Source organism: Aliiroseovarius marinus, assembly GCF_050881025.1.
Lineage (GTDB): Bacteria > Pseudomonadota > Alphaproteobacteria > Rhodobacterales > Rhodobacteraceae > Aliiroseovarius > Aliiroseovarius marinus_A.
The window spans coordinates 537,252-556,291 of the sequence record NZ_JBNNXQ010000001.1; the positions used below are offsets into that span (position 1 = coordinate 537,252).

Below are 19,040 nucleotides of genomic sequence, written 5' to 3' on the forward strand. Positions count from 1 at the left end.
CTAGAAACGGGTCAGTTTGCAGCTTTCAAGCCGATACCCCGTCGGCGCGATACTGGTGCGAAACTCGGGGTCGTGACTGACCAGTAAAATGGATTGATCCAAGCTGCTCAGGATATCAACCAGACGGGCATAATTGTCCGGGTCAAGCGCATTGGTCGGCTCATCCAGGATCAGCACCTCTGGCTCCATCGCCAACACCGTCGCGAGCGTAACCAAACGCTTCTCGCCGCCTGAGAGCTTATGCGTGACACGGTCGCGCAGGTGCATCAGCCCCAGCCGGGACAAAACATCGTCAACAATCGACAGGGCTTCATGTTTAGACTTGCCCAGATTAAGCGGCCCAAAGGCAACATCTTCGGCAACCGTTGGGCAGAAAAGCTGGTCATCGGCATCCTGAAATACAAACCCGATACGGCGGCGCAGATCGTGAAAATCAGCCTCTTCCGTTCGTATCTGGCCAAAGGCCGAAATCTCGCCCGATGTGGGCACCAAAAGACCCATGATGATTTTCAGAAGCGTCGATTTCCCTGCCCCGTTCGGACCGACAATCGACAACCGCTCGCCGGGTGCCAACCGCATTGATGCGCCGTCAAGCACCGGGTCCAGCCCCGGATAGGCAAAGTGAATGTCTGAAAGCTCAATGAGCGACATAGGCGACCTCTGCCCAGATCAGGGCGGCCAGAGCCAGCGACAGGGCGCCGGCAAACATCAAATCCATACGGGTCAGGCGGAAGTCTTCCAACAACACGATCCGGCCGGAAAACCCACGGCATTTCATCGCGGCCAGAATGCGTTCGGATCGTTCAATCGCGCGCACCAGCATCATGCCCACCAGATAGCCATAGCTACGATAGGTGTGCCAATTGGTGCTCGGTCGGAACCCCCGCAGTTTCATCGAGGTTCTCAGGCGCAGATATTCCTCGCGCAGCACATCGATATAGCGGATCGTGAACATCATCAGATGCACCAGCCGTTCAGGCGTTTTCAGCGCAAACAGCGCGTGCCCCATGGTGACGGGTTCCATCGAGCCAACCAAGGTCATCACCGCCAGAATGACCGCATTGGCAGTCAGTGCAATTTCCGTGGCGCGCCAGAGGCCTTCCCATGTGGCATCAAACCCCCACAGGGTGAATATAGGCGTGCCGGGCATGGTAAAGGGCAGCAAAACCAGTGTGAAGATGATGAACCCATCCATCATCGCCATGCGTTTCAGCGTCTTTTGAAACGGCAGCCCTGAAATGACCAAAAGCCACATCGACAGGATCAGGGCAACCGACAGAACGCGCAGATCAGACAGGCCGACCACCGTGATTGCATAGACAACCGTCATCACAATCCGCATGCGCGGGTCCAAGGACGATACCGCCGCCCGCAGCGCCCCAAAGCCTGACAGGGGTTTGTCGCTTGATGTCAGGACATAGGTCACTTACCACCCTCCAGCTTGCGCCGCGCGGCGATATAAAAGCCCAGCCCAAAAAGGCCAATGATATAGCCGATCCCACCCAATACGGTCTGCAAGTCGTTCTTGTTCTTATAGGCGGCGATCTCTTGGCGCAGCGGGCGCAGTTCCGTGCGCAACATGGTGGCCAGCTCTGATCTGGCTTCGTCTGTCAGCCCCGCATGCACGGCCTCTCCTGCGTTGACAGTGTTCCCTTGCAGAACCGACGCCCCTGCGCTGTCCTGGGCAGCAACCTGCCCCATCAGTTGGGCGACTTCGGCGGCAGGCATGGTGACCTCGGCCACGTGACCCGCACCAAGGTCACCGCGAAAAATATGGGTGACCGGCTGTGTTGGGGTAAAGATGAAAAACCCATCTGCATCGGTCACGGTGTCACCCAGTTTTTTACCGGAGTCGTCAAACACCTCAATCGCCAGTTCAACGGCCATATCACCGCTGGAAAAGCCGATCTCGCCTTCGATGTCAGATCCAGAGGCAAAGACGCTGGCAATCACGTTGTGCGCCAACAGAGGAAGCGGCACGGACAGGGCAAGGATCAACGAGATGATGCGGATCATGCGAGACTACCTCGTGGGTTCAAAAACAGCTCGGGCTTCACACGGCGGGCCAGGAAGATCGCAGCACCTGTCAAAAGTGCTTCGATTACCATGACCGGGATATGAGCAAAGAACACAAGTTTGGCTGCGGGGATAAACTCATCCCCGGACAGCATCAGCGAAAAGGCAACGGCGAGCGTGGTTGTGGCGATGGCAAAACCGCCGCCAATCCCACCCCAGATCGCGCCGTGCATTGGGCTGCCGCGAGCCACAAGCGGGCGGAAAATCAAACCCGCCATGACAGCAGGCAGAGCAATATTCACCGCGTTCACGCCCAGAACGGTCAGCCCGCCGAAGCCAAAGAATACCGCCTGTAGCAAAAGCCCGACAAACAGCGCAGGAAAGGCCGCCCAGCCCAGAACCAGACCGGCCAACCCGTTCAGGATCAGGTGAACCGAACTGGGGCCGATCGGCACATGGATCAGTGACGCCACGAAGAAGCTTGCAGACAGAACCCCAGCCGCCGGGATACGTTCCAGCGGCAGTTTCTTTAGCCCCATGGCGAGGCCGCCAACCGCAATCACCGCGCCGCCAAGCAGCACGGGATTTGACAGGGCTCCATCTACGATATGCATTGCGCGGTCCTTACTTCAGCTCTGTGGCGTTGATCCACAGAACGGCGTCCTGGCTCAGCTCTTTGCCGTCATGCTCTTTCGCCGGGCCGGACCCCAGCGCCGCGAACCCCCAATTGCCTGCTTTCGGGATGCCGAACGTGAACACGCCATTGGCATCTGTCATGGCAACAATCGTGCCGCCCGGCATCGGGCCGACCGTGGCGTCAGTGGTTGCAAAAGCCGTCAGGTCGGGCTCGGACGCCATGTATTCGATCTCGATCTCGGCACCCGCAACAGGCTTACCCTCTGACAACACGATCCCAGAAAAAGTCGAGCCGACGACGACGTTATAGGGTTTGTTCAAAGGCAGAATCTCGGTCGGCAGACCAACGGGCTGGTCCCAATCGGTGGGCAGCGTGTTGCGGTTCAGAACCGATTTCGTGATCTGCTGAATGTAGATATCTTCGCTTTCCTCATAGTACGGCGCAGGCACGGTCACGACCACATAGTCACCCGAGCGTTTGACCGGCACAGAGGCGGTAAATGCAGCGGCTTCATTGTGTGCGCCCTTGAACGTAGCGGGCGCCACACGATCCATCAGGTCGGTTTTCTCGCCATTGTGGATCATGAAATACTCTTGCGGCTTTTCCATATCCATGGCGTGCCCGTTTTCCATCGGGTGCCAGAAAATCAGGCCCATCGGCACGTCGCCGGGCTTTTCAATCAGCACCTCGTCAGTGTGTTGCAAAAGGAAATGTGCCTGTGCGGCAACAGGTAATATAGCGGCCAAGGCTGCGGCCAGAATTGTCTTCTTCATATCGTCCTCATTCGACGTCGCAGGTCGCCCTGCAATTTAGAATGAACGAACGGGGTATTGGCTCGGGAAGGTCTTTGACCGCCGGGCCAGACGCTCACCCCGGCGTCCGGTGGAAATGGGCAATGCCCAGCGTCCGGCAGGTCTCCTGACTCGCGGGTCTTTGCTTGGCTGGCCTTCCCGGGATTGCCCCAGTGGCATATTCAGCTTCGCTCGCCGCTCACAGTTGCGGGGGCAGTTACGGGTTTGGCGCCTTATGGCTACACCTCACCGTATTCCCTATTACTACCGCGGTGCCTCTGCACGCACGGAACCGATCGCTTGATTTGAATGTCAGATAAGCAAGGTGCGAGTCAAGCAATTGCGCTTGCGCAAATGGGTCGCAGACAGGCAATAGCATGTCGCGAAATATCGCAACACACTGATTTTGCGTCACTTAATTTCAAGAGATTTATTAGCTACCGCGATAGGTGGAATACCCATAGGGGCTTAGCAGCAGCGGCACATGATAATGAGCAGGCTCTGACATACCAAAACGCAGGGGGACCTGATCCAGAAACAAAGGTTCTTTTCCGCTTTGATCTGACACACGCAGGTAGTCCCCGGCATGAAAAATCAGTTCATAAACCCCGGTTTCAAATTCATCTGCTGGCAAAATCTGTTCATCGGTGCGCCCATCATCATTGGTCACAAGCGACCTGACCAATGCCCGCGTGTCACCTTCAATCCGGTAGAGGTCAATTTGCAGCCCTTGAGCTGGGCAGCCCTTGGCTGTGTCGAGCACATGAGTGGTAAGATATCCGGTCATTGCGGCCTCCGTTCAGTCACCTCGCTACTATGAAGGGGCAATAGGCTTTGAACCAGCCCGTTCTTACCTGTGGCGTCCGGCGGCGCGCTGGATGCCTTGCCACAAGCCTTATCCTTCTTGGCACGCACTTAGATCCAACAAAGCCGAAAGCCGAGAGCAACGGCTTGCAGAACAAAGGCACGCTCTCAGGCATGACTTCGCATCATCATCCAGCAAATCCAACAAAACATGAAACGCTCGTGACCTCGCACAAATTCGCATATAACTGGAAAATCAAACCACGTCGCGAAGAGGTTCCTGTGAAACGATACACCCGTGATATGCGCGGTTACGGCCCCAATGCACCGCACCCGCAATGGCCGGGCAACGCCAAGGTCGCAGTTCAGTTCGTGTTGAATTACGAAGAAGGGGGCGAGAATTGCGTGCTTCATGGCGATGCCGCATCCGAGGCCTTCCTGTCTGACATTCCGGGTGCATCCCAATGGGCCGGGCAACGCCATTGGAACATGGAATCAATCTATGAATACGGTGCGCGGTCCGGGTTCTGGCGCCTGCACCGCTTGTTCACATCCGCGGGCATTCCTCTGACAATTTACGGCGTCGCGACCGCTCTTGCGCGCAGCCCGGAACAGGTTGCTGCAATGCGGGCCGCCGATTGGGAAATCGCAAGCCACGGCCTGAAATGGGTCGAACACAAAGACATGACCGAAGAGGATGAACGCGCCGCGATCGCCGAGGCGGTGAGGCTGCACACCGAAGTCGTGGGCACACCGCCGCGCGGGTGGTATACAGGGCGCTGTTCTGAAAACACGGTGCGCTTGGTCGCTGAACATGGCGGGTTTGACTATGTATCCGACACCTATGACGATGACTTGCCCTATTGGGCTGAAATAGGGTCGCATGATCAGTTGATCATTCCCTACACGCTGGAAGCAAATGACATGCGATTTGCCACAGCACCCGGCTGGGTGACAGGGGATGACTTCGGGCGATATCTGATAGATGCCTTTGACACGCTTTACGCAGAAGGCATCGAAGGGCGCCCCGCGATGATGACCGTGGGCCTTCATTGCCGCCTGATTGGGCGGCCGGGCAAAATTGCAGGGTTGAAACGGTTTATCGCACACCTTCAGTCTCATGATCACGTCTGGTGCCCTCGTCGGATCGATATTGCCGCGCATTGGGCCAATACCCATCCTCCGGCCCGCTTCGAGCGACCGAGCCAGATGCCGAAAGACCGGTTCGTCAGCCTATATGGCAGTATTTTCGAACACTCACCCTGGGTCGCGGAACGTGCCTATTCACTGGAACTTGGCCCGGCACATGACAGCGCAATCGGGTTGCACAACGCGCTTTGCCGCGCTTTCAGATCGGCAACAGAGGAAGAACGTTTGGCAGTACTGAACGCCCATCCGGACCTTGCCGGCAAACTGGCTTCGGCAGGTCGGTTGACCGCAGAGAGCACGTCGGAACAAGCGGGCGCGGGGCTGGACATGCTGACGGATGAAGAGCGCGCGACCTTCACCCGCCTAAACACGGACTATGTGGCCAAACATGGCTTTCCCTTCATCATCGCGGTGCGTGACCACGATAAAGGCTCTATCCTTGCTCAATTCCACAAACGGATCGACAATGACCGCGCAACGGAATTTTCGGAAGCCTGCCGACAGGTCGAGCGGATAGCCGCATTCCGCCTGAAGGACATGCTACCGTGATCGTCGCCCAGCCTCTGACCGCAGACGCATTCTCCGCGTTTGGTGATGTGATCGAGCTGACCGACCGTGACAGCCTGACCATCAATGACGGCATGTGTCAAAGGCATCACGATCTGGCGCATCTCGATTTTTCAGACGGCAAAGCCGGGATCAGCCTGTTCGACGGAAAAGCCCGACAGTTCCCCTATTCTCTGGATCTTGTCGAACGCCATCCATTTGGCTCTCAGGCCTTCATTCCGATGAACAATGTACCTCTTCTGATCACGGTTTGCCCGGATGAAAACGGACACCCCGGAACCCCGCAAGCCTTCCTGGCGCGCGCGGATCAGGCTGTGAACCTGCACCGCGGCACATGGCATGGCGTGCTGGCCCCGATTGGCGCGCAAGGGCTATATGCGGTTGTGGATCGGATCGGTGCCGGCAGCAATCTGGAAGAGGTGCGCTTTGAGAAGCCCTACAGGATCAGCGCGCCCAATTCGACCAATCAGAAATAAGAAATGTCGTCTGCCATCGCCATCTTGTTGCTGACATCAGACACAATAAGCTTATCGCCGTTGCCGAAATTCAGATACAAATCACCTTTGTAGAGCTTCCCGTATTTTTTCAGCATGGAAGAAACGGACATATTGCCTTGAACCAGATCACGATCAATCTTGATCTTATCTCCCTGCCCAGCACGGAAATCGGCAATGCGGTCCACACCGTCGTTGAATATGAATGTGTCTGCACCGGCGCCACCATACAGCTTGTCTGACCCCCGACCGCCATACAACTTGTCATTGCCATTTCCACCGTTCAAGGTATCGCCTTGGTCTCCGCCATAAAGCTTGTCAGCACCATTTCCACCATAAAGGCGGTCAGATCCGCTGCCACCCCACAAGTTGTCGTTTCCATCAAAGCCGTGAAGGAAATCATTACCGTCTCGTCCTACAAGACCGTTCCAAGCACTATTCCCGCGCACTTCGTCGTTTGCAGTTCCGCCAAATACAATTTCAACTGAGGTGAACTTGTCGCCAAACGCCGCACCCCAAGCTTTTTTACCACTGCGCAAATCAACAACAACCCGCGATGCCTCGGCAGAGTAATCTGCTGAATCGCGCCCAGCACCACCATCAAACCGATCAGCACCGGCGCCACCAACCATGCGATCGTTGCCGTCCTGACCTCTAAGCCAATCCGCACCGTTTTCACCGTTCAGAGTGTCATTGCCGGCGCCGCCACGAATTTCATCAGCACCGTCGCCGCCCATAAGCTGGTCATTGCCATTGCCACCACGCAGCAGATCCTCCCCACCGCGCCCTTCAAGGACATCATTACCGTTGCGCCCCTCAAGAGTGTTGTTTTCACCATCCCCATTCAGGGTGTCATCAAAATTCGACCCGACAACATGCTCAATCGAGACATACTGATCCCCGGCTGCCGCGCCCGACTGAGACACAGCCTGTAAGTCAACACCAACCGACCCCGTTGCATTGAAGTAGGTTACCCAATCCCTACCGGTGCCGCCGTCGTAGGTATCAGCGCCCAGACTATGCCAAAACAGATCATTGCCACCGCGCCCAAACAACTGATTGTCACTGTCATTGGCAAAAAACACATCAGTTCCACCGCCGCCAATGGCATTTTCAATCACCACCCCATGCGAAAGTACAAGGTTTCCCGTGTAGCCCAGAACATCGGAAATCCCTTCCTCACGCAAATCGAGCTTTTGCTTCACATTCACGTTGGAGAAATCAAATGTATCCGTGCCCGATGTATCAAACACGGTCATGGTCGTACCAATATATTCCCCCGCCAGCGAGGCGAACTGGGAGGCAGGCCCTTCGGCGTTGGAATTGAAGCCATAAGTAGTTGCGCCCGCGTTTGCTGCAACCGGCACGCCGTAAAGGTCCTGTATGGCCTTGATGTCGGCTGCCATCGGGGTCAGCACAAATGCCAAAGACGCATCAATGTCTGTATTCTCGGTTTGCGAGAAATAGGACATAACCGTCATCTGCCAACTGTCCTGCCGGTACTGGGCGTCAGCCCCATAACTGGCAGACCCGTTGTAACTTCCGGAATGTCCCAAGCCCAGCGCGTGCCCGATTTCGTGGACATAGGTCTGGTAGGAATAGGAATGCAGGTCATATTCATCCCCGGCATACCACCAGGTCGGAATATTCACGAATGACTGCGTGATGGTAGAGGAATACCACGGGTTGGACCAAGCGAATGCGCCGCTTTGGTCGCTTTGCTGAAATACAATCTGTGCGCCGGCACCGCCCGTATTCTGAAACGTGATCCCCGACACTGCCGACCAAGCTTCGAATGCCTGCTCAACAAACCAAACGCCCGCAGCATCAAGTTGGTCAACCGAATAGGTCAGCGTACCGCCAGCGGCAACGTTGAACTTATGCGGCGGTGCGAGTGAGGCTTCGTTCCAAAACCCTGTGGTCAAATAGTCAGCGACCTGATCAACGGTGAAATTCTGTTTGTTAGACGAACTCGAACCCGAACTGCCGCTGCCACTGTGCCCCTCGTCGTGACCGTGGTCGTGATCATGCGAATGCTGGCCCATCACCATAACTCGTTCCTCAATATATTTCTCGCCTGCAGATTGATTACACCGTTCACCAACACATCATCAATACCCGTATCCGCTATCCATCGCAGCGCAAGAAGATTACCGCTCATGGGTTAAACTGAGCTTAGTATCGCTGAAAAACCCGACGCAGAGCTTCTGACATGATGCCGCACACAACACCCGACGCGAAACAAGGCAAGAATAGTTGACTTCCAGCCAGTCTCACGACAGTTGGGGATCACCCTGCATAAGCACCAACCGAGCGAACCGACCGCCAAAACCGGGACAGTACGACGCCATGCAAAATATGACAGAGACGAAGCAAAAATCTGCCGACCAGATCGCGGCGCGTATGACCGGTGTGGATCTTACCCTCGACGGAAAGCCCGTTTTGACGGACGTCTCTGTGACTCTTGCCCACCCGCGGATCGGGGTGGTTGGGCGGAACGGCTCGGGAAAAACCAGTTTCTCGCGTGTGCTTTGTGGTCTGCAAGCCCCCACATCCGGTCAAATTCGTATCGACGGGATGGACCCGGCAAAGAACCGCAAGGCCGCTTTGCAGGTCGTCGGCATTCTTTTTCAGAACCCCGACCACCAGATTATCTTCCCAACCGTGATCGAGGAGGTCTCCTTTGGCCTGAAGCAACAAGGGCATGACACCCCTGAAACCGCCGCACTGGACGTGCTCGCGCGGTTTGGCAAAGCCCATTGGAAAGACGCGCATATCTACAGTCTTTCTCAGGGTCAAAAACAGCTGGTGTGCCTGATGTCGATCCTTGCGATGAACCCGAAGCTTGTGATCCTTGATGAGCCGTTTTCAGGTCTGGATATTCCGACCCGGCGCCAAATCCAGCGCTTCCTTGATCGCTATGAGGGGACCCTTGTGCATGTCTCGCATGATCCCCGTGATCTTGCGGAGTACGATCACATCATCTGGATCGACCAAGGCCGTCTGCATGAAGAAGGGCACCCAGCCGACATCCTGCCGCGCTATGAAGATGCAATGAACAAAATCGGAGAGGGCGATGATATCTCTGACCTCTCCAGTTGAAACGCGCGCGCATAGGTGGCCCGCGGGTCTGAAACTTGGCGCGCTGTGCCTGTCGACAGTTTTGCTGTTCATGATCAAGCCCCCCCTGTTTCAACTATGCGCCGGGGCCGTGACACTTGGGCTATACCTTCTGCCCGGCCGCCTTTTTGCAAAAGCAGGCGCGCGCGCCCTGTGGCGGCTTTGGCCTTTTGTGTTGCTGTTGATGGTCTGGCACGTGATCAGCGGCGACCTTGGGCAGGGCCTGCTGATTTCGACCAGAATGATCACGGCGGTGGGTCTGGCAAATCTGGTAACGATGACAACCCGGCTAAGCGATATGATTGCCCTGATCCGGTGGCTGGCAACGCCTTTGCGGCTGATCGGGCTAAAAACTGTCTATCTTGAGATTGCCATCGCGCTGGCCATACGTTTCACGCCAGTTCTGCTGGACAAATCGCAAAAGCTGTCGCAGTCATGGCGCGCCCGATCCGCACGTCGCCCCGGTTGGCGCATTGTTCTGCCCTTTGCCGTGTTGGCACTGGACGATGCGGACCACGTTGCCGAAGCCCTGCGCGCACGCGGCGGATTTGATGCCATGAAGGAGTGAGGACCATGGAAAAGAACGTAACTCTTATCGCCCTGTTTGCAGCCCTGATCGCAGCACTGGGGCTGATCCCGCCGATTTCCCTGCCCATCGGCGTGCCAATCACGGCGCAAGGCCTTGGCATCATGCTCTGCGGCACCGTGCTTGGCGCAAAACGCGGCGCACTGGCGGTGCTTTTGTTCCTGCTGCTGGTCGCAATCGGATTGCCGCTTCTGGCCGGCGGACGTGGCGGCGCGGCCGTCTTTGTCGGCGCCACCGGAGGCTTCCTGTTCGGCTTTCCCATCGCCGCTTTCGTCACGGGCCTGATCGTGGAGAAATGGCGCACAGGCAAACTGGCCGTGATCGCAAGCGTCGCCGCCATCATCGGGTGCGTTCTGGTGCTCTATGTATTCGGCATCATCGGCATGTCGATTGTGCTGGGCAAACCGATCATGGCCATGGCGGCCGTGATGGGCGTCTATGTTCCCGGAGATATCGCCAAAGCTGTCATCGCCGGGCTGCTGACCTCGGGCCTTTACAACATCCGCCCCGCCAGCGTCCTGTCGCGCAGCTGATACGCCCAAACACCGGGTTGGGCGCCAGACGCCCACCCCAATCTCTGCACCCGCGGTCGAGCACCACCGCGCAGCAATCCCCATGCGACCCCGAGGCCGCGAGCTATACCCAAAAAGCCGTCACCGCCGCCCGGAATTTCCTCGGGAGAGGATGGGCCGCGTGACAAGCGGAAATGTTTAAACCTTTTAACGCGGGACAGGCCGGGAAGTTGAAAGTTCTACGGCGTTTTGGGTTGGGGTTTAAAGGGTTTGAGGCTGAATCTATTGCAGCTAATCTAATTTAAGTGGATGTTGTTCGGTAGATCGAGAGGCACTTATGGCGACAAAGACATTTAGTACAGACAACAATACATATCGGCAGTTGCTCGCTGGAGGCGGTACATTACAGATCCCAAGATTTCAAAGAGACTATAGCTGGAAAGAAGAGCAATGGGATGACCTCTGGTCTGACGTTCTTGATTTGATGGAAGAACCAGATGGTGGATCTCACTATATGGGCTATTTGGTCTTGCAACCCAAAAAGGGAGATGTGTTGGACATCATTGATGGGCAGCAACGAATGACCACCCTCTCCCTTTTGGTTCTTTCGGCGATGCGGAAGCTCAAAGAATTAAAGGCTTCCGGGTATGATGAACTCAAAAACGAACAAAGACTTGAGGAACTGCGGAGAACCTACATAGGACAAATTGACACGGTTTCGCTGGAGGTTAATTCTAAACTCACTTTGAATCGAAACAACGATCACTACTACCAAACCTATTTGACAACGTTGCGCACAATGCCGTCGCGTGGTTTCAAAGCGTCTGAGCATTCAATGCGAAAGGCTACAGATTGGTTTTCGAAGAAATTTGCGGAACACGTCAGAGCAACTGGAAGACCTGAAGACGAACACGGCGAAGTGATCGCCCAGTTCGTGGACACGCTGAGTCGGGGTTTGTTTTTCACGGTTATTACTGTTGATGATGAGCTAAACGCATACAAAGTATTCGAGACTCTAAACGCAAGAGGAGTGAAGCTTGCTGCACCTGACCTGCTTAAGAACTACCTGTTCTCAGTAATCAGTAGGGACGCTGACCCTAAGAAGCACGACGAGGAAATGGATAGGGTCGAACAAAGATGGTCAAATATTCTGGAGCGACTTCAATCGGAGAACATTACGTCATACTTGCGCACCTATTGGGGAGCGCGTCGCTCATTTGTTCGCCAATCAGAACTCTTCAAAGTAATTAAGAGAAGTATCGACGACAGAAAACAAGCTTTCGAACTGATTTCGGGTCTTGAAGATGGGATGGAAACTTATCTTTCCCTGAGCCAACCAGATCAATCAGCGTGGACTGGCGAAGACAAAGACAACGCCAAGCTTTTGAAAATGTTCAGTGTACGTCAACCCTTCGCGCTTTTGATGGCGGCTCAAGATCGCATCCCGAACGGCTTTAGTCAGATACTCAAAGGCATTGTGAACATCACAATGCGCTACAATGTTATCAGCAATCTACAGGCAGCGGAACAAGAACGGACCTATTCGCGCGTCGCAATCGCAATATCAAAAGGGGACCTAATAAATTCAAACGAAGTACTAAGCGAACTTCGTTCTGTTTATCCAAGTGATCAAGTTTTTAAGGCTAGTTTTGAAACCAAAACATTTGACACGACAAACAGTCGAAATAAGCAGATTGTCCGCTATTTGCTCGCAAAGATCCAAGCCCAAGAAACTCAAACGGCATTCTCTTGGCCGCCTCCCGCAATCAGCGTAGAGCATATTCTTCCTGAAAACCCAGATAAGAACTGGCCCGAATTTGACGACGCGACGGCAGCAGCGGAAGTCTACAGGATCGGGAACATGACGCTTCTAGAGGAACAAACAAACCGATCTATCGGCAACAAATCCTACAATGATAAACGCCCTGAGCTTGCAAAAAGTAAGATTCTGACAACTTCGAAGTTAGCGGCAAGCTACCAAACTTGGGATATAGATGCTATTAATGATCGGCAATCTTCTATGGCTAAAATGGCTACAGGTATCTGGCGCGTAGCTCAACTTTCTTAGTTCCAAGCTTAAACCACCACCTCCATCCCCACCTGCTCGCCGACGCCAAACACCCGCTTACAGCGCGCAATCTCGTCCTCCGGACCCATCGCCTTGTTGGGGTTGTCGGACAGTTTCACCGTCGCCCTCCCGTTTGCTTTCACGGCCTTACAGACCAGCGAGAACGGGGCGAGGGCGTTGTCCGGCACGAGGTCTCGGAAATCGTTGGTCAGGAGCGTACCCCATCCAAAGCTGGTGCGCACTCGACCCGCGAATTGCTGGTGCAGTTCGATGATTTTGTCGGTGTCCAGACCGTCCGAGAAGATAACCATTTTCTGGGTGGGATCCTCGCCGCGGGATTTCCACCAGTTGATGGCGGTCTCGGCGCCCGTCGCGGGGTCTCCGCTGTCGATGCGGATGCCGGTCCAACCGGCCAGCCAATCAGGGGCGTTCTGAAGGAAGCCTTCGGTGCCATAGGTGTCGGGCAGGATGATGCGCAGGTTGCCGTCGTGCTCCTGTTGCCAGTCAGCGAGCACGTCATAGGGGGCTTGGGCGAGTTCGGCGTCGTCTTGGGCCAAGGCCGCGTAGACCATGGGGAGTTCGTGGGCGTTGGTGCCGATCGCCTCGATGTCACGTTTCATGGCGATGTGGCAGTTCGAGGTGCCGACGAAGCTGCCGCCCAACCCCTCCATCGCCGCTTGCACGCACCAGTCCTGCCAGAGATAGGAGTGGCGGCGGCGGGTGCCGAAATCTGCAAGGCGGAGGGTGTCGAGGGTGCGGAGCCCGGAAATCTTCTCCCACGCGCGGGTCATGGCGCGGGCGTAGAGGACTTGCAGTTCGAACTTGCCCATGCCGCGCAGGACGGCGCGGGAGCGGAGTTCCATGAGGACGGAGAGCGCGGGGATTTCCCACAGCATAACCTCGGGCCAGGAGCCTTCGAAGGTGAGTTCGTATTGGTCGCCCACGCGTTCGAGGTGGTAGGCGGGGAGGCGCATGTTCTCGAACCACTCCATGAAGTCGGGGCGGAACATCTGGCGTTTGCCATAGAAGGTGTTACCGCGCAGCCATGTGCTTTCGCCACGCGACAGCGATAGCGAGCGGATATGATCGAGTTGCTCACGCAGTTCACCTTCGTCGATGAGGTCAGCAAGGGGCACGTGTTTTGAGCGGTTGATCAGGCTGAAGGTGACCTGCGCGTCGGGTTTGTTGCGGAAGACCGACTGACACATGAGCAGCTTGTAGAAATCGGTGTCGATCAGCGAGCGGACGATCGGGTCGATCTTGAAGCTGTGATTGTAGACGCGGGTGGCAATATCGACCATTTACGCCTCCAGCGTGACGCCTGCGGCGCGCATGTTGTCACGCGCTGTGGCAAGCGAGCCGTCAAGGCCGATGGCCCGGCAAGCGTGTTCCAGCACGGTGACGTCGAAACCCAGTTTGGCGCCGTCGATGGCCGAGTAGGCGACGCAGAAATCAGTGGCGAGGCCGACTAGGGTCAACTTGGTGACGCCACGGCTACGCAGGTAGCCCTCCAGCCCAGTCGGCGTGGTCTGGTCGTTCTCGAAAAATGCCGAGTAGCTGTCGATCTGCGGGCGGAAACCTTTGCGGATCACAAGGTCGGCGGGGTCAGTCAAGAGGTCAGGGTGGAAGGCCGCGCCTTCGGTGCCCTGCACGCAGTGGTCGGGCCAAAGGACTTGGGGGCCATAGGGCATTTCGGTCATCTCAAACGGGGCTTTGCCGTCGTGGGAGGTCGCGAAAGACGAATGGCCCGCCGGGTGCCAGTCCTGCGTGAGCACCCCAACAGCGAACTCAGGCAGCATGGCGTTGATCAGCGGCACGATCTGGTCGCCATCGGCGACGGCAAGCGCTCCGCCCGGGCAGAAGTCATTCTGCACATCGATAACGATCAGGGCTTCATCTATTGGGCGCATGGCAATCCTCCTGAAACTACATGGGTAGGCAGCACAGGGGACCGGGTCAAGTTGTTGCTGTCAGAGGCAAGCACCGGACACGAAAAGGGCGCACCCAGTGATGCGCCCCGTTTGGTTTTTCATAGTATCTGTCAGATCAAAGTCGACTGATATCGTAGGTGATCCCCGTCAACTGGCGCAAAACGCCCAACAAAACGCCCGCCGAAGCAATTGAGCTTTCGGTGACAAGAACAGTGTCGCGATCCTGCACCTCAAACTTACCCGCGCTGAACAAGCCATCAGCCGTCGTCAGGTCGATCACGAAAACTGTACGCTCGTTTTCGGGGCCATTGCCGTCATTGCGCACGGCTTTCGACGAATAGTTGCGAAGCACTAGGATACCTTTGGGATTTGCGCGTCCGTCGGTCAACCCACCGATCATCGACATGGCATCAAGGGCAGAGATCTCTGACCGCGAGAAAGGCACAATGGCTTCTTTGCTCGCGGCCCCAAGCGAGCGGAAATAACGGCTGTCTGAAACCAAGGCGATCTTGTCACCGGGACGCAGGGCAACATCTGCTGAAGAACGGCTCATCACATGATCAAGCGACCGCATATAAGTACGGCCACCACGGATCAGCTTAACTTGCGGGTTCTTGAGATTTTGCTGCGGGCCTCCGGACGTGGCGATCGCGTTCAGGACGGTCATGTTCGGATCCTCAAGCGGGATCGGGCCAGGGTTTGAAACACCCGCCACAACCGATACGGCACCACGAACACCTTGCTGCACCCCAAGCTGAACCTGAGCCGAAGGAATGACCTCTTCATATTTACGCTGGATACGTGCACGCGCTGAAGGCTGCGACAAACCGGCAATGTGAACGGTACCCACAAACGGCAGGAAAATGGTTCCGCCCGCAGACACCTGCATGTCCTGCATGCTTACAGTCTTCTGCGAGGGAGAAGACAAAAGGCTGTCCTCTTCACTGTCCCAAACCGTGATATTCACACGATCAAAAGCGCGAATGGGCTTGTCTGATCCGACTGCACCCTTGCCGGGCCAAGAATAGCTTTTCTTGCTGTCCGCCGCTGGCCACTTGGAGAATTTCGGCAAGCTTTCGCGTGTCACACGATAGACAGCAAGATCTGAATGCGTCGTGTTTTCACTTCCAACGACCTCAGATTGAAAAGCGGCCCCGCGAGGCGCACCGCATGCACCCACGGCCAAGAGCGAAATAACAACCAAAATCAAGCGCATATACGCACCCCCAATGTGCCAGATCCATTGACGCTAAACAGTCTACAAATCGCCGTGGACCATAGGGGGGAAAGCCAAATTTAACAAGGTGGGTATCGCATATTTTGACATGTGCGCCACCCAGAACACAACCAGCAGCGCTTTGCCGAAGACTTCAAGTTAACTACGCGCTCATTTCCCGGTGCTTCTCGACCGCCTCACCAACATCCTTGAAATGCATGATCTTGCCCTTGTGCAATATACAGGCCTGGTCACACACCCGTTGGATCACGTTCAAATTATGCGTCACCAAAAGCGCACCGCTGGACTGCATCCGGTCCGTGAAAACACGCATGCTTTTCTTGCGAAACCGCGCATCGCCGACTGACGTAACCTCATCGACCAGGTAGGTATCGAACTTGATCCCCATAGACACACCAAAGGCCAGGCGCGAACGCATACCTGATGAGTAGGTTCGAATAGGCAGATAAAAACGCTGCCCAAGTTCGGCAAACTCCTCGACATAGGCGCGCAGCTCATCCGTATCCACACCATAAATACGTGCTAGAAACTTGGTGTTTTGCGCACCTGTAAGATCCGGGTGGAAACTGCCCGAAAATCCAATCGGCCAACTTACTGTACCCGAAATATCTATCGTGCCGCTGTCCTTCGCCATAACACCTGCAACCATGCGAAGAAGGCTGGATTTTCCCGCACCGTTGCCGCCCAGCAGGCCAATGACCTTTCCTGACTCAAAATCGATACTGATATTGTCAGCGACAACATTTGTCTGCCCGTTCAAATAGTAGGCTTTGCGCAGGTTCCTTATCCTGATCATCGCGACCTCGTTAGCGCCTGTCGCGTACAGAATAGTAGATCATCGTCGCCACAACCCAAAGCCCGAGCAAGAAAACCGCAATGGTTCCGATGATAATGAGCCGCTGAGGGTGCTGTGCTGATTCAGCGAGAGTTGGCTCGATATAGGCCGCAAGATACCGCGACTTACGCGACGCCTCTGCTGTTGCTGCGTCAAGATTGGCCAAGGCTGATAGGTAAGTGGTTTCCGCAAACTTCCGGTCTACCGAAAGACGTTCATATTCACCGATCAAATCTGCGTAGGCGCCACTGATCGTGCCCTCTTCTGAACTGAACCGTTCACGCTCGTCGGCCAAGCGCTGCTCGATCACTTCAACGCGACGACGCGCCTGAACCAAACGCGGATCACCTGCGCGCGCGGTCTGCGTATACAAATCAAGTTCGATTTGCGCTGATGCCAATTGCGTCTGAAGTGAATTCAAAAGCCCCATGCGCCCGAGAATGTCGGCTTCAGGGTCAATGATCTGTGTCCTCAGACGGAATGTTTGAATGGCCGTGCGCGCCTCGCGCAATCGCTCCAATGCTGCATCCAGCTCTGCACGCGCATAGCTCGTCGCATCATTTCTGGCAATTGCCGTCAGATCATTGATCATGCGAGAGCTTTCGTCGTAAATCTGATCAGCAACCGCTTTCGCATCTTCAGGGCGAAATGCTGTGACGCGGACTTCAATCAGCCCAGCCCCACTGTCGTAAAACACCTTAACAACCCGCTTCCAGAACGACTGTAGTTCCTCGATGGTGGCATCTTGTTTAACGCCAAATATCGGGTCACTTGGCATATGGTACATAGCCTTCAGATCAAGCGCCTCATCCACCAGGCGCACAATCCTCTGGCTTTGGATGAACTCGAACAGAACATCGGTGTCAGAACCGCTTGAGGACCCCGACAATTGTGCAATGCCCCCGAGCATCTCGACAGGAGAAGCTTGATCTTCAGCGCGAACGAAAAAGCCAAGATGAGACGCATATTGATCTTTGGCAATCAGCGTAAGGTAAGCGGTCGCCAATAGAACGGGCACCACAACGGCGCCAATAAATGTCTTTTTTACAAGGCCGTGACGCTTGCGCAGCCTAGCTGGTCCAGCGGGCTGAGGGAGTGGCTTCTCATCCGGTTTCTGAGCAGGCTCTTGTTGCTTGGCTGGCTCCGTTTGCGGCTCAGTTACGTCCTGCTTTGAATTATCAGCCGATTGCTCGGACGTGTTCTGATCAGCGGTTGCTTCTGGCTGAGCGGATGCGGTCTGTTTGTCTTTCTTGATAGGGGCATCTCCCCATCCATCATCATCCAGTTCGTCATCCAGCGCCTTCGCCTCGGCTTTGGCGTCCTTGGCGGCGTCATCGGCGTCTGGCCGCTTTTCCTCAACGGAAGCTTTAACTGCTGTATTCATTTGTGTATCCAAGTTGAAACACTTTGCAAAACGAGTGCTTTGGGGCACTTATCGGACACCTGACGAAACGAATCAACTCGATATTGAGAATATGGTAGCAGCTACACCACAGGACCCGACACGATTTAAGATGGGTCGCGCAATCGTCGCACTCATGCTGCGTGAGATGAGTTCGACTTATGGACGTTCATCTATGGGCTACTTCTGGGCGCTCGCGGAACCCATTGGTGGCATCGCCTTCCTGACCGTTATCTTCTCGCTTGCCCTGCGTTCACCCTCTATTGGGGATAGCTTCGCGCTTTACTACGCAACAGGCATGCTGCCGATGCAGCTGTTCACGCAAACAAGCAACAAAACGGCGGCATCAATCAAGTTTTCCAAGGCATTGCTGGGCTACCCAAGGGTCACCTTTGTGGATGCGATCATTGCCCGGATCACACTGAATAGCCTGACCCATTTCGTCATCAGTTTCGTTCTGATTGGCGGCATGGTGATCATCAGCCCATCCTTTGTCTTTCTGAACGTCCCGCAAATGGCCCTGGCATTCATGATGGCTGTTTCGCTGGCATTGGGTTTCGGAATGATGAACTGCTTTTTGTTCTGGCGCGTTCCTGTTTGGAAACAGCTTTGGGGCATCCTGACGCGCCCGCTATTTTTGATATCTGGCGTGCTCTACAATTTTGAAGACCTACCTCAAAACGCGCAAGACATTTTGTGGTACAATCCTGTGGTGCACGTGATTGGCCAGATGCGAATGGGTGTCTTTGCCACGTATGAACCCACGTATATTTCGTATATTTATGTCTTCGGGCTGTCGATCACGTTTACGGCCTTGGGGCTCGTACTTCTCAAGCGCTACTACAACGACATCATGTTCAAATAAACAGGCGACGCAAGCTGATTGGCACG

General features: G+C 55.3%; 19 protein-coding genes and 1 riboswitch. Of the genes, 7 read left to right on the plus strand and 12 right to left on the minus strand.

All coding sequences use genetic code 11. From position 1 onward, the window contains the following. The 6 genes from ACRY08_RS02555 to uraH all read right to left on the minus strand — a co-directional run bounded on the left by ACRY08_RS02555 (position 1) and on the right by uraH (position 4,231). Positions 1 to 651 carry an energy-coupling factor ABC transporter ATP-binding protein gene (locus tag ACRY08_RS02555; RefSeq protein ID WP_432448276.1) on the minus strand — a complete coding sequence of 217 codons (651 nt, stop codon included), beginning with the start codon at positions 649 to 651 and terminating at the stop codon, positions 1 to 3. Then, positions 638 to 1,426 (minus strand): cobalt ECF transporter T component CbiQ, encoded by a 789-nt coding sequence (cbiQ, locus tag ACRY08_RS02560; protein WP_432448277.1) that lies wholly within the window; start codon positions 1,424 to 1,426, stop codon positions 638 to 640. The genes ACRY08_RS02555 and cbiQ overlap by 14 nt, the downstream gene beginning before the upstream one ends. Continuing rightward, a complete protein-coding gene (locus tag ACRY08_RS02565; RefSeq protein ID WP_432448278.1) occupies positions 1,423 to 2,016 on the minus strand; it encodes a cobalt ABC transporter permease in 594 nt (197 codons plus the stop codon). Before ACRY08_RS02565 ends, cbiQ begins: the two co-directional genes overlap by 4 nt. Then, positions 2,013 to 2,630 carry a cobalt transporter CbiM gene (gene cbiM, locus ACRY08_RS02570; RefSeq protein WP_432448279.1) on the minus strand — a complete coding sequence of 206 codons (618 nt, stop codon included), beginning with the start codon at positions 2,628 to 2,630 and terminating at the stop codon, positions 2,013 to 2,015. The genes ACRY08_RS02565 and cbiM overlap by 4 nt, the downstream gene beginning before the upstream one ends. 10 nt (positions 2,631 to 2,640) lie before the next feature. Continuing rightward, positions 2,641 to 3,426: a DUF4198 domain-containing protein gene (locus ACRY08_RS02575; protein ID WP_432448280.1), complete on the minus strand. Its 786-nt coding sequence runs from the start codon at positions 3,424 to 3,426 to the stop codon at positions 2,641 to 2,643. Positions 3,427 to 3,544: 118 nt separating this feature from the next. Beyond that, positions 3,545 to 3,756: riboswitch (cobalamin riboswitch) on the minus strand. A gap of 121 nt (positions 3,757 to 3,877) precedes the next feature. Then, the gene (uraH, locus tag ACRY08_RS02580; protein WP_432448281.1) at positions 3,878 to 4,231 is read right to left on the minus strand and encodes a hydroxyisourate hydrolase; all 354 of its coding nucleotides are present in this window, start codon (positions 4,229 to 4,231) and stop codon (positions 3,878 to 3,880) included. A gap of 299 nt (positions 4,232 to 4,530) precedes the next feature. Between uraH and puuE the strand changes: the two genes are divergently transcribed. Beyond that, the gene (gene puuE, locus ACRY08_RS02585; RefSeq protein WP_432448282.1) at positions 4,531 to 5,946 is read left to right on the plus strand and encodes an allantoinase PuuE; all 1,416 of its coding nucleotides are present in this window, start codon (positions 4,531 to 4,533) and stop codon (positions 5,944 to 5,946) included. Beyond that, entirely contained in the window at positions 5,943 to 6,440 is a 498-nt protein-coding gene (locus ACRY08_RS02590; protein ID WP_432448283.1) for an ureidoglycolate lyase, read from the plus strand. The genes puuE and ACRY08_RS02590 overlap by 4 nt, the downstream gene beginning before the upstream one ends. Here ACRY08_RS02590 and ACRY08_RS02595 read toward each other — a convergent pair. After that, positions 6,431 to 8,509, minus strand: a complete 2,079-nt coding sequence (locus tag ACRY08_RS02595) for a M10 family metallopeptidase C-terminal domain-containing protein (protein ID WP_432448284.1) — start codon at positions 8,507 to 8,509, stop codon at positions 6,431 to 6,433. The genes ACRY08_RS02590 and ACRY08_RS02595 overlap by 10 nt on opposite strands. Positions 8,510 to 8,807: 298 nt before the next feature. Between ACRY08_RS02595 and ACRY08_RS02600 the strand changes: the two genes are divergently transcribed. The 4 genes from ACRY08_RS02600 (at position 8,808) to ACRY08_RS02615 (ending at position 12,744) form a co-directional block, all read left to right on the plus strand. After that, on the plus strand, positions 8,808 to 9,560 hold the full coding sequence (locus ACRY08_RS02600) for an energy-coupling factor ABC transporter ATP-binding protein (RefSeq protein ID WP_432448285.1): 753 nt from the start codon (positions 8,808 to 8,810) through the stop codon (positions 9,558 to 9,560). Further along, on the plus strand, positions 9,535 to 10,146 hold the full coding sequence (locus ACRY08_RS02605; RefSeq protein WP_432448286.1) for an energy-coupling factor transporter transmembrane component T family protein: 612 nt from the start codon (positions 9,535 to 9,537) through the stop codon (positions 10,144 to 10,146). The genes ACRY08_RS02600 and ACRY08_RS02605 overlap by 26 nt, the downstream gene beginning before the upstream one ends. 5 nt (positions 10,147 to 10,151) lie before the next feature. After that, positions 10,152 to 10,697, plus strand: coding sequence for a biotin transporter BioY (locus tag ACRY08_RS02610; protein ID WP_432448287.1), 546 nt, complete (start codon positions 10,152 to 10,154; stop codon positions 10,695 to 10,697). A gap of 316 nt (positions 10,698 to 11,013) precedes the next feature. Next, a complete protein-coding gene (locus ACRY08_RS02615) occupies positions 11,014 to 12,744 on the plus strand; it encodes a DUF262 domain-containing protein (RefSeq protein ID WP_432448288.1) in 1,731 nt (576 codons plus the stop codon). An 8-nt stretch (positions 12,745 to 12,752) separates the two neighbouring features. On the opposite strand, the gene pncB is transcribed toward ACRY08_RS02615, so the two are convergent. From pncB to ACRY08_RS02640, 5 genes are all read right to left on the minus strand, one after another. Beyond that, positions 12,753 to 14,045 carry a nicotinate phosphoribosyltransferase gene (pncB, locus tag ACRY08_RS02620; protein ID WP_432448289.1) on the minus strand — a complete coding sequence of 431 codons (1,293 nt, stop codon included), beginning with the start codon at positions 14,043 to 14,045 and terminating at the stop codon, positions 12,753 to 12,755. Further along, a complete protein-coding gene (pncA, locus tag ACRY08_RS02625) occupies positions 14,046 to 14,654 on the minus strand; it encodes a bifunctional nicotinamidase/pyrazinamidase (protein WP_432448290.1) in 609 nt (202 codons plus the stop codon). 136 nt (positions 14,655 to 14,790) lie between these two features. Then, positions 14,791 to 15,762 (minus strand): polysaccharide biosynthesis/export family protein, encoded by a 972-nt coding sequence (locus ACRY08_RS02630; protein ID WP_432448291.1) that lies wholly within the window; start codon positions 15,760 to 15,762, stop codon positions 14,791 to 14,793. Between the two features lie 292 nt (positions 15,763 to 16,054). After that, a complete protein-coding gene (locus ACRY08_RS02635) occupies positions 16,055 to 16,708 on the minus strand; it encodes an ABC transporter ATP-binding protein (RefSeq protein ID WP_432448292.1) in 654 nt (217 codons plus the stop codon). Positions 16,709 to 16,718: 10 nt separating this feature from the next. Beyond that, the gene (locus ACRY08_RS02640; RefSeq protein WP_432448293.1) at positions 16,719 to 18,131 is read right to left on the minus strand and encodes a hypothetical protein; all 1,413 of its coding nucleotides are present in this window, start codon (positions 18,129 to 18,131) and stop codon (positions 16,719 to 16,721) included. Between the two features lie 13 nt (positions 18,132 to 18,144). Here ACRY08_RS02640 and ACRY08_RS02645 point away from each other — a divergent pair, with 13 nt between their 5' ends. After that, positions 18,145 to 19,014 (plus strand): ABC transporter permease, encoded by an 870-nt coding sequence (locus ACRY08_RS02645; RefSeq protein WP_432448294.1) that lies wholly within the window; start codon positions 18,145 to 18,147, stop codon positions 19,012 to 19,014. The last annotated feature ends 26 nt before the right edge of the window (positions 19,015 to 19,040 follow it).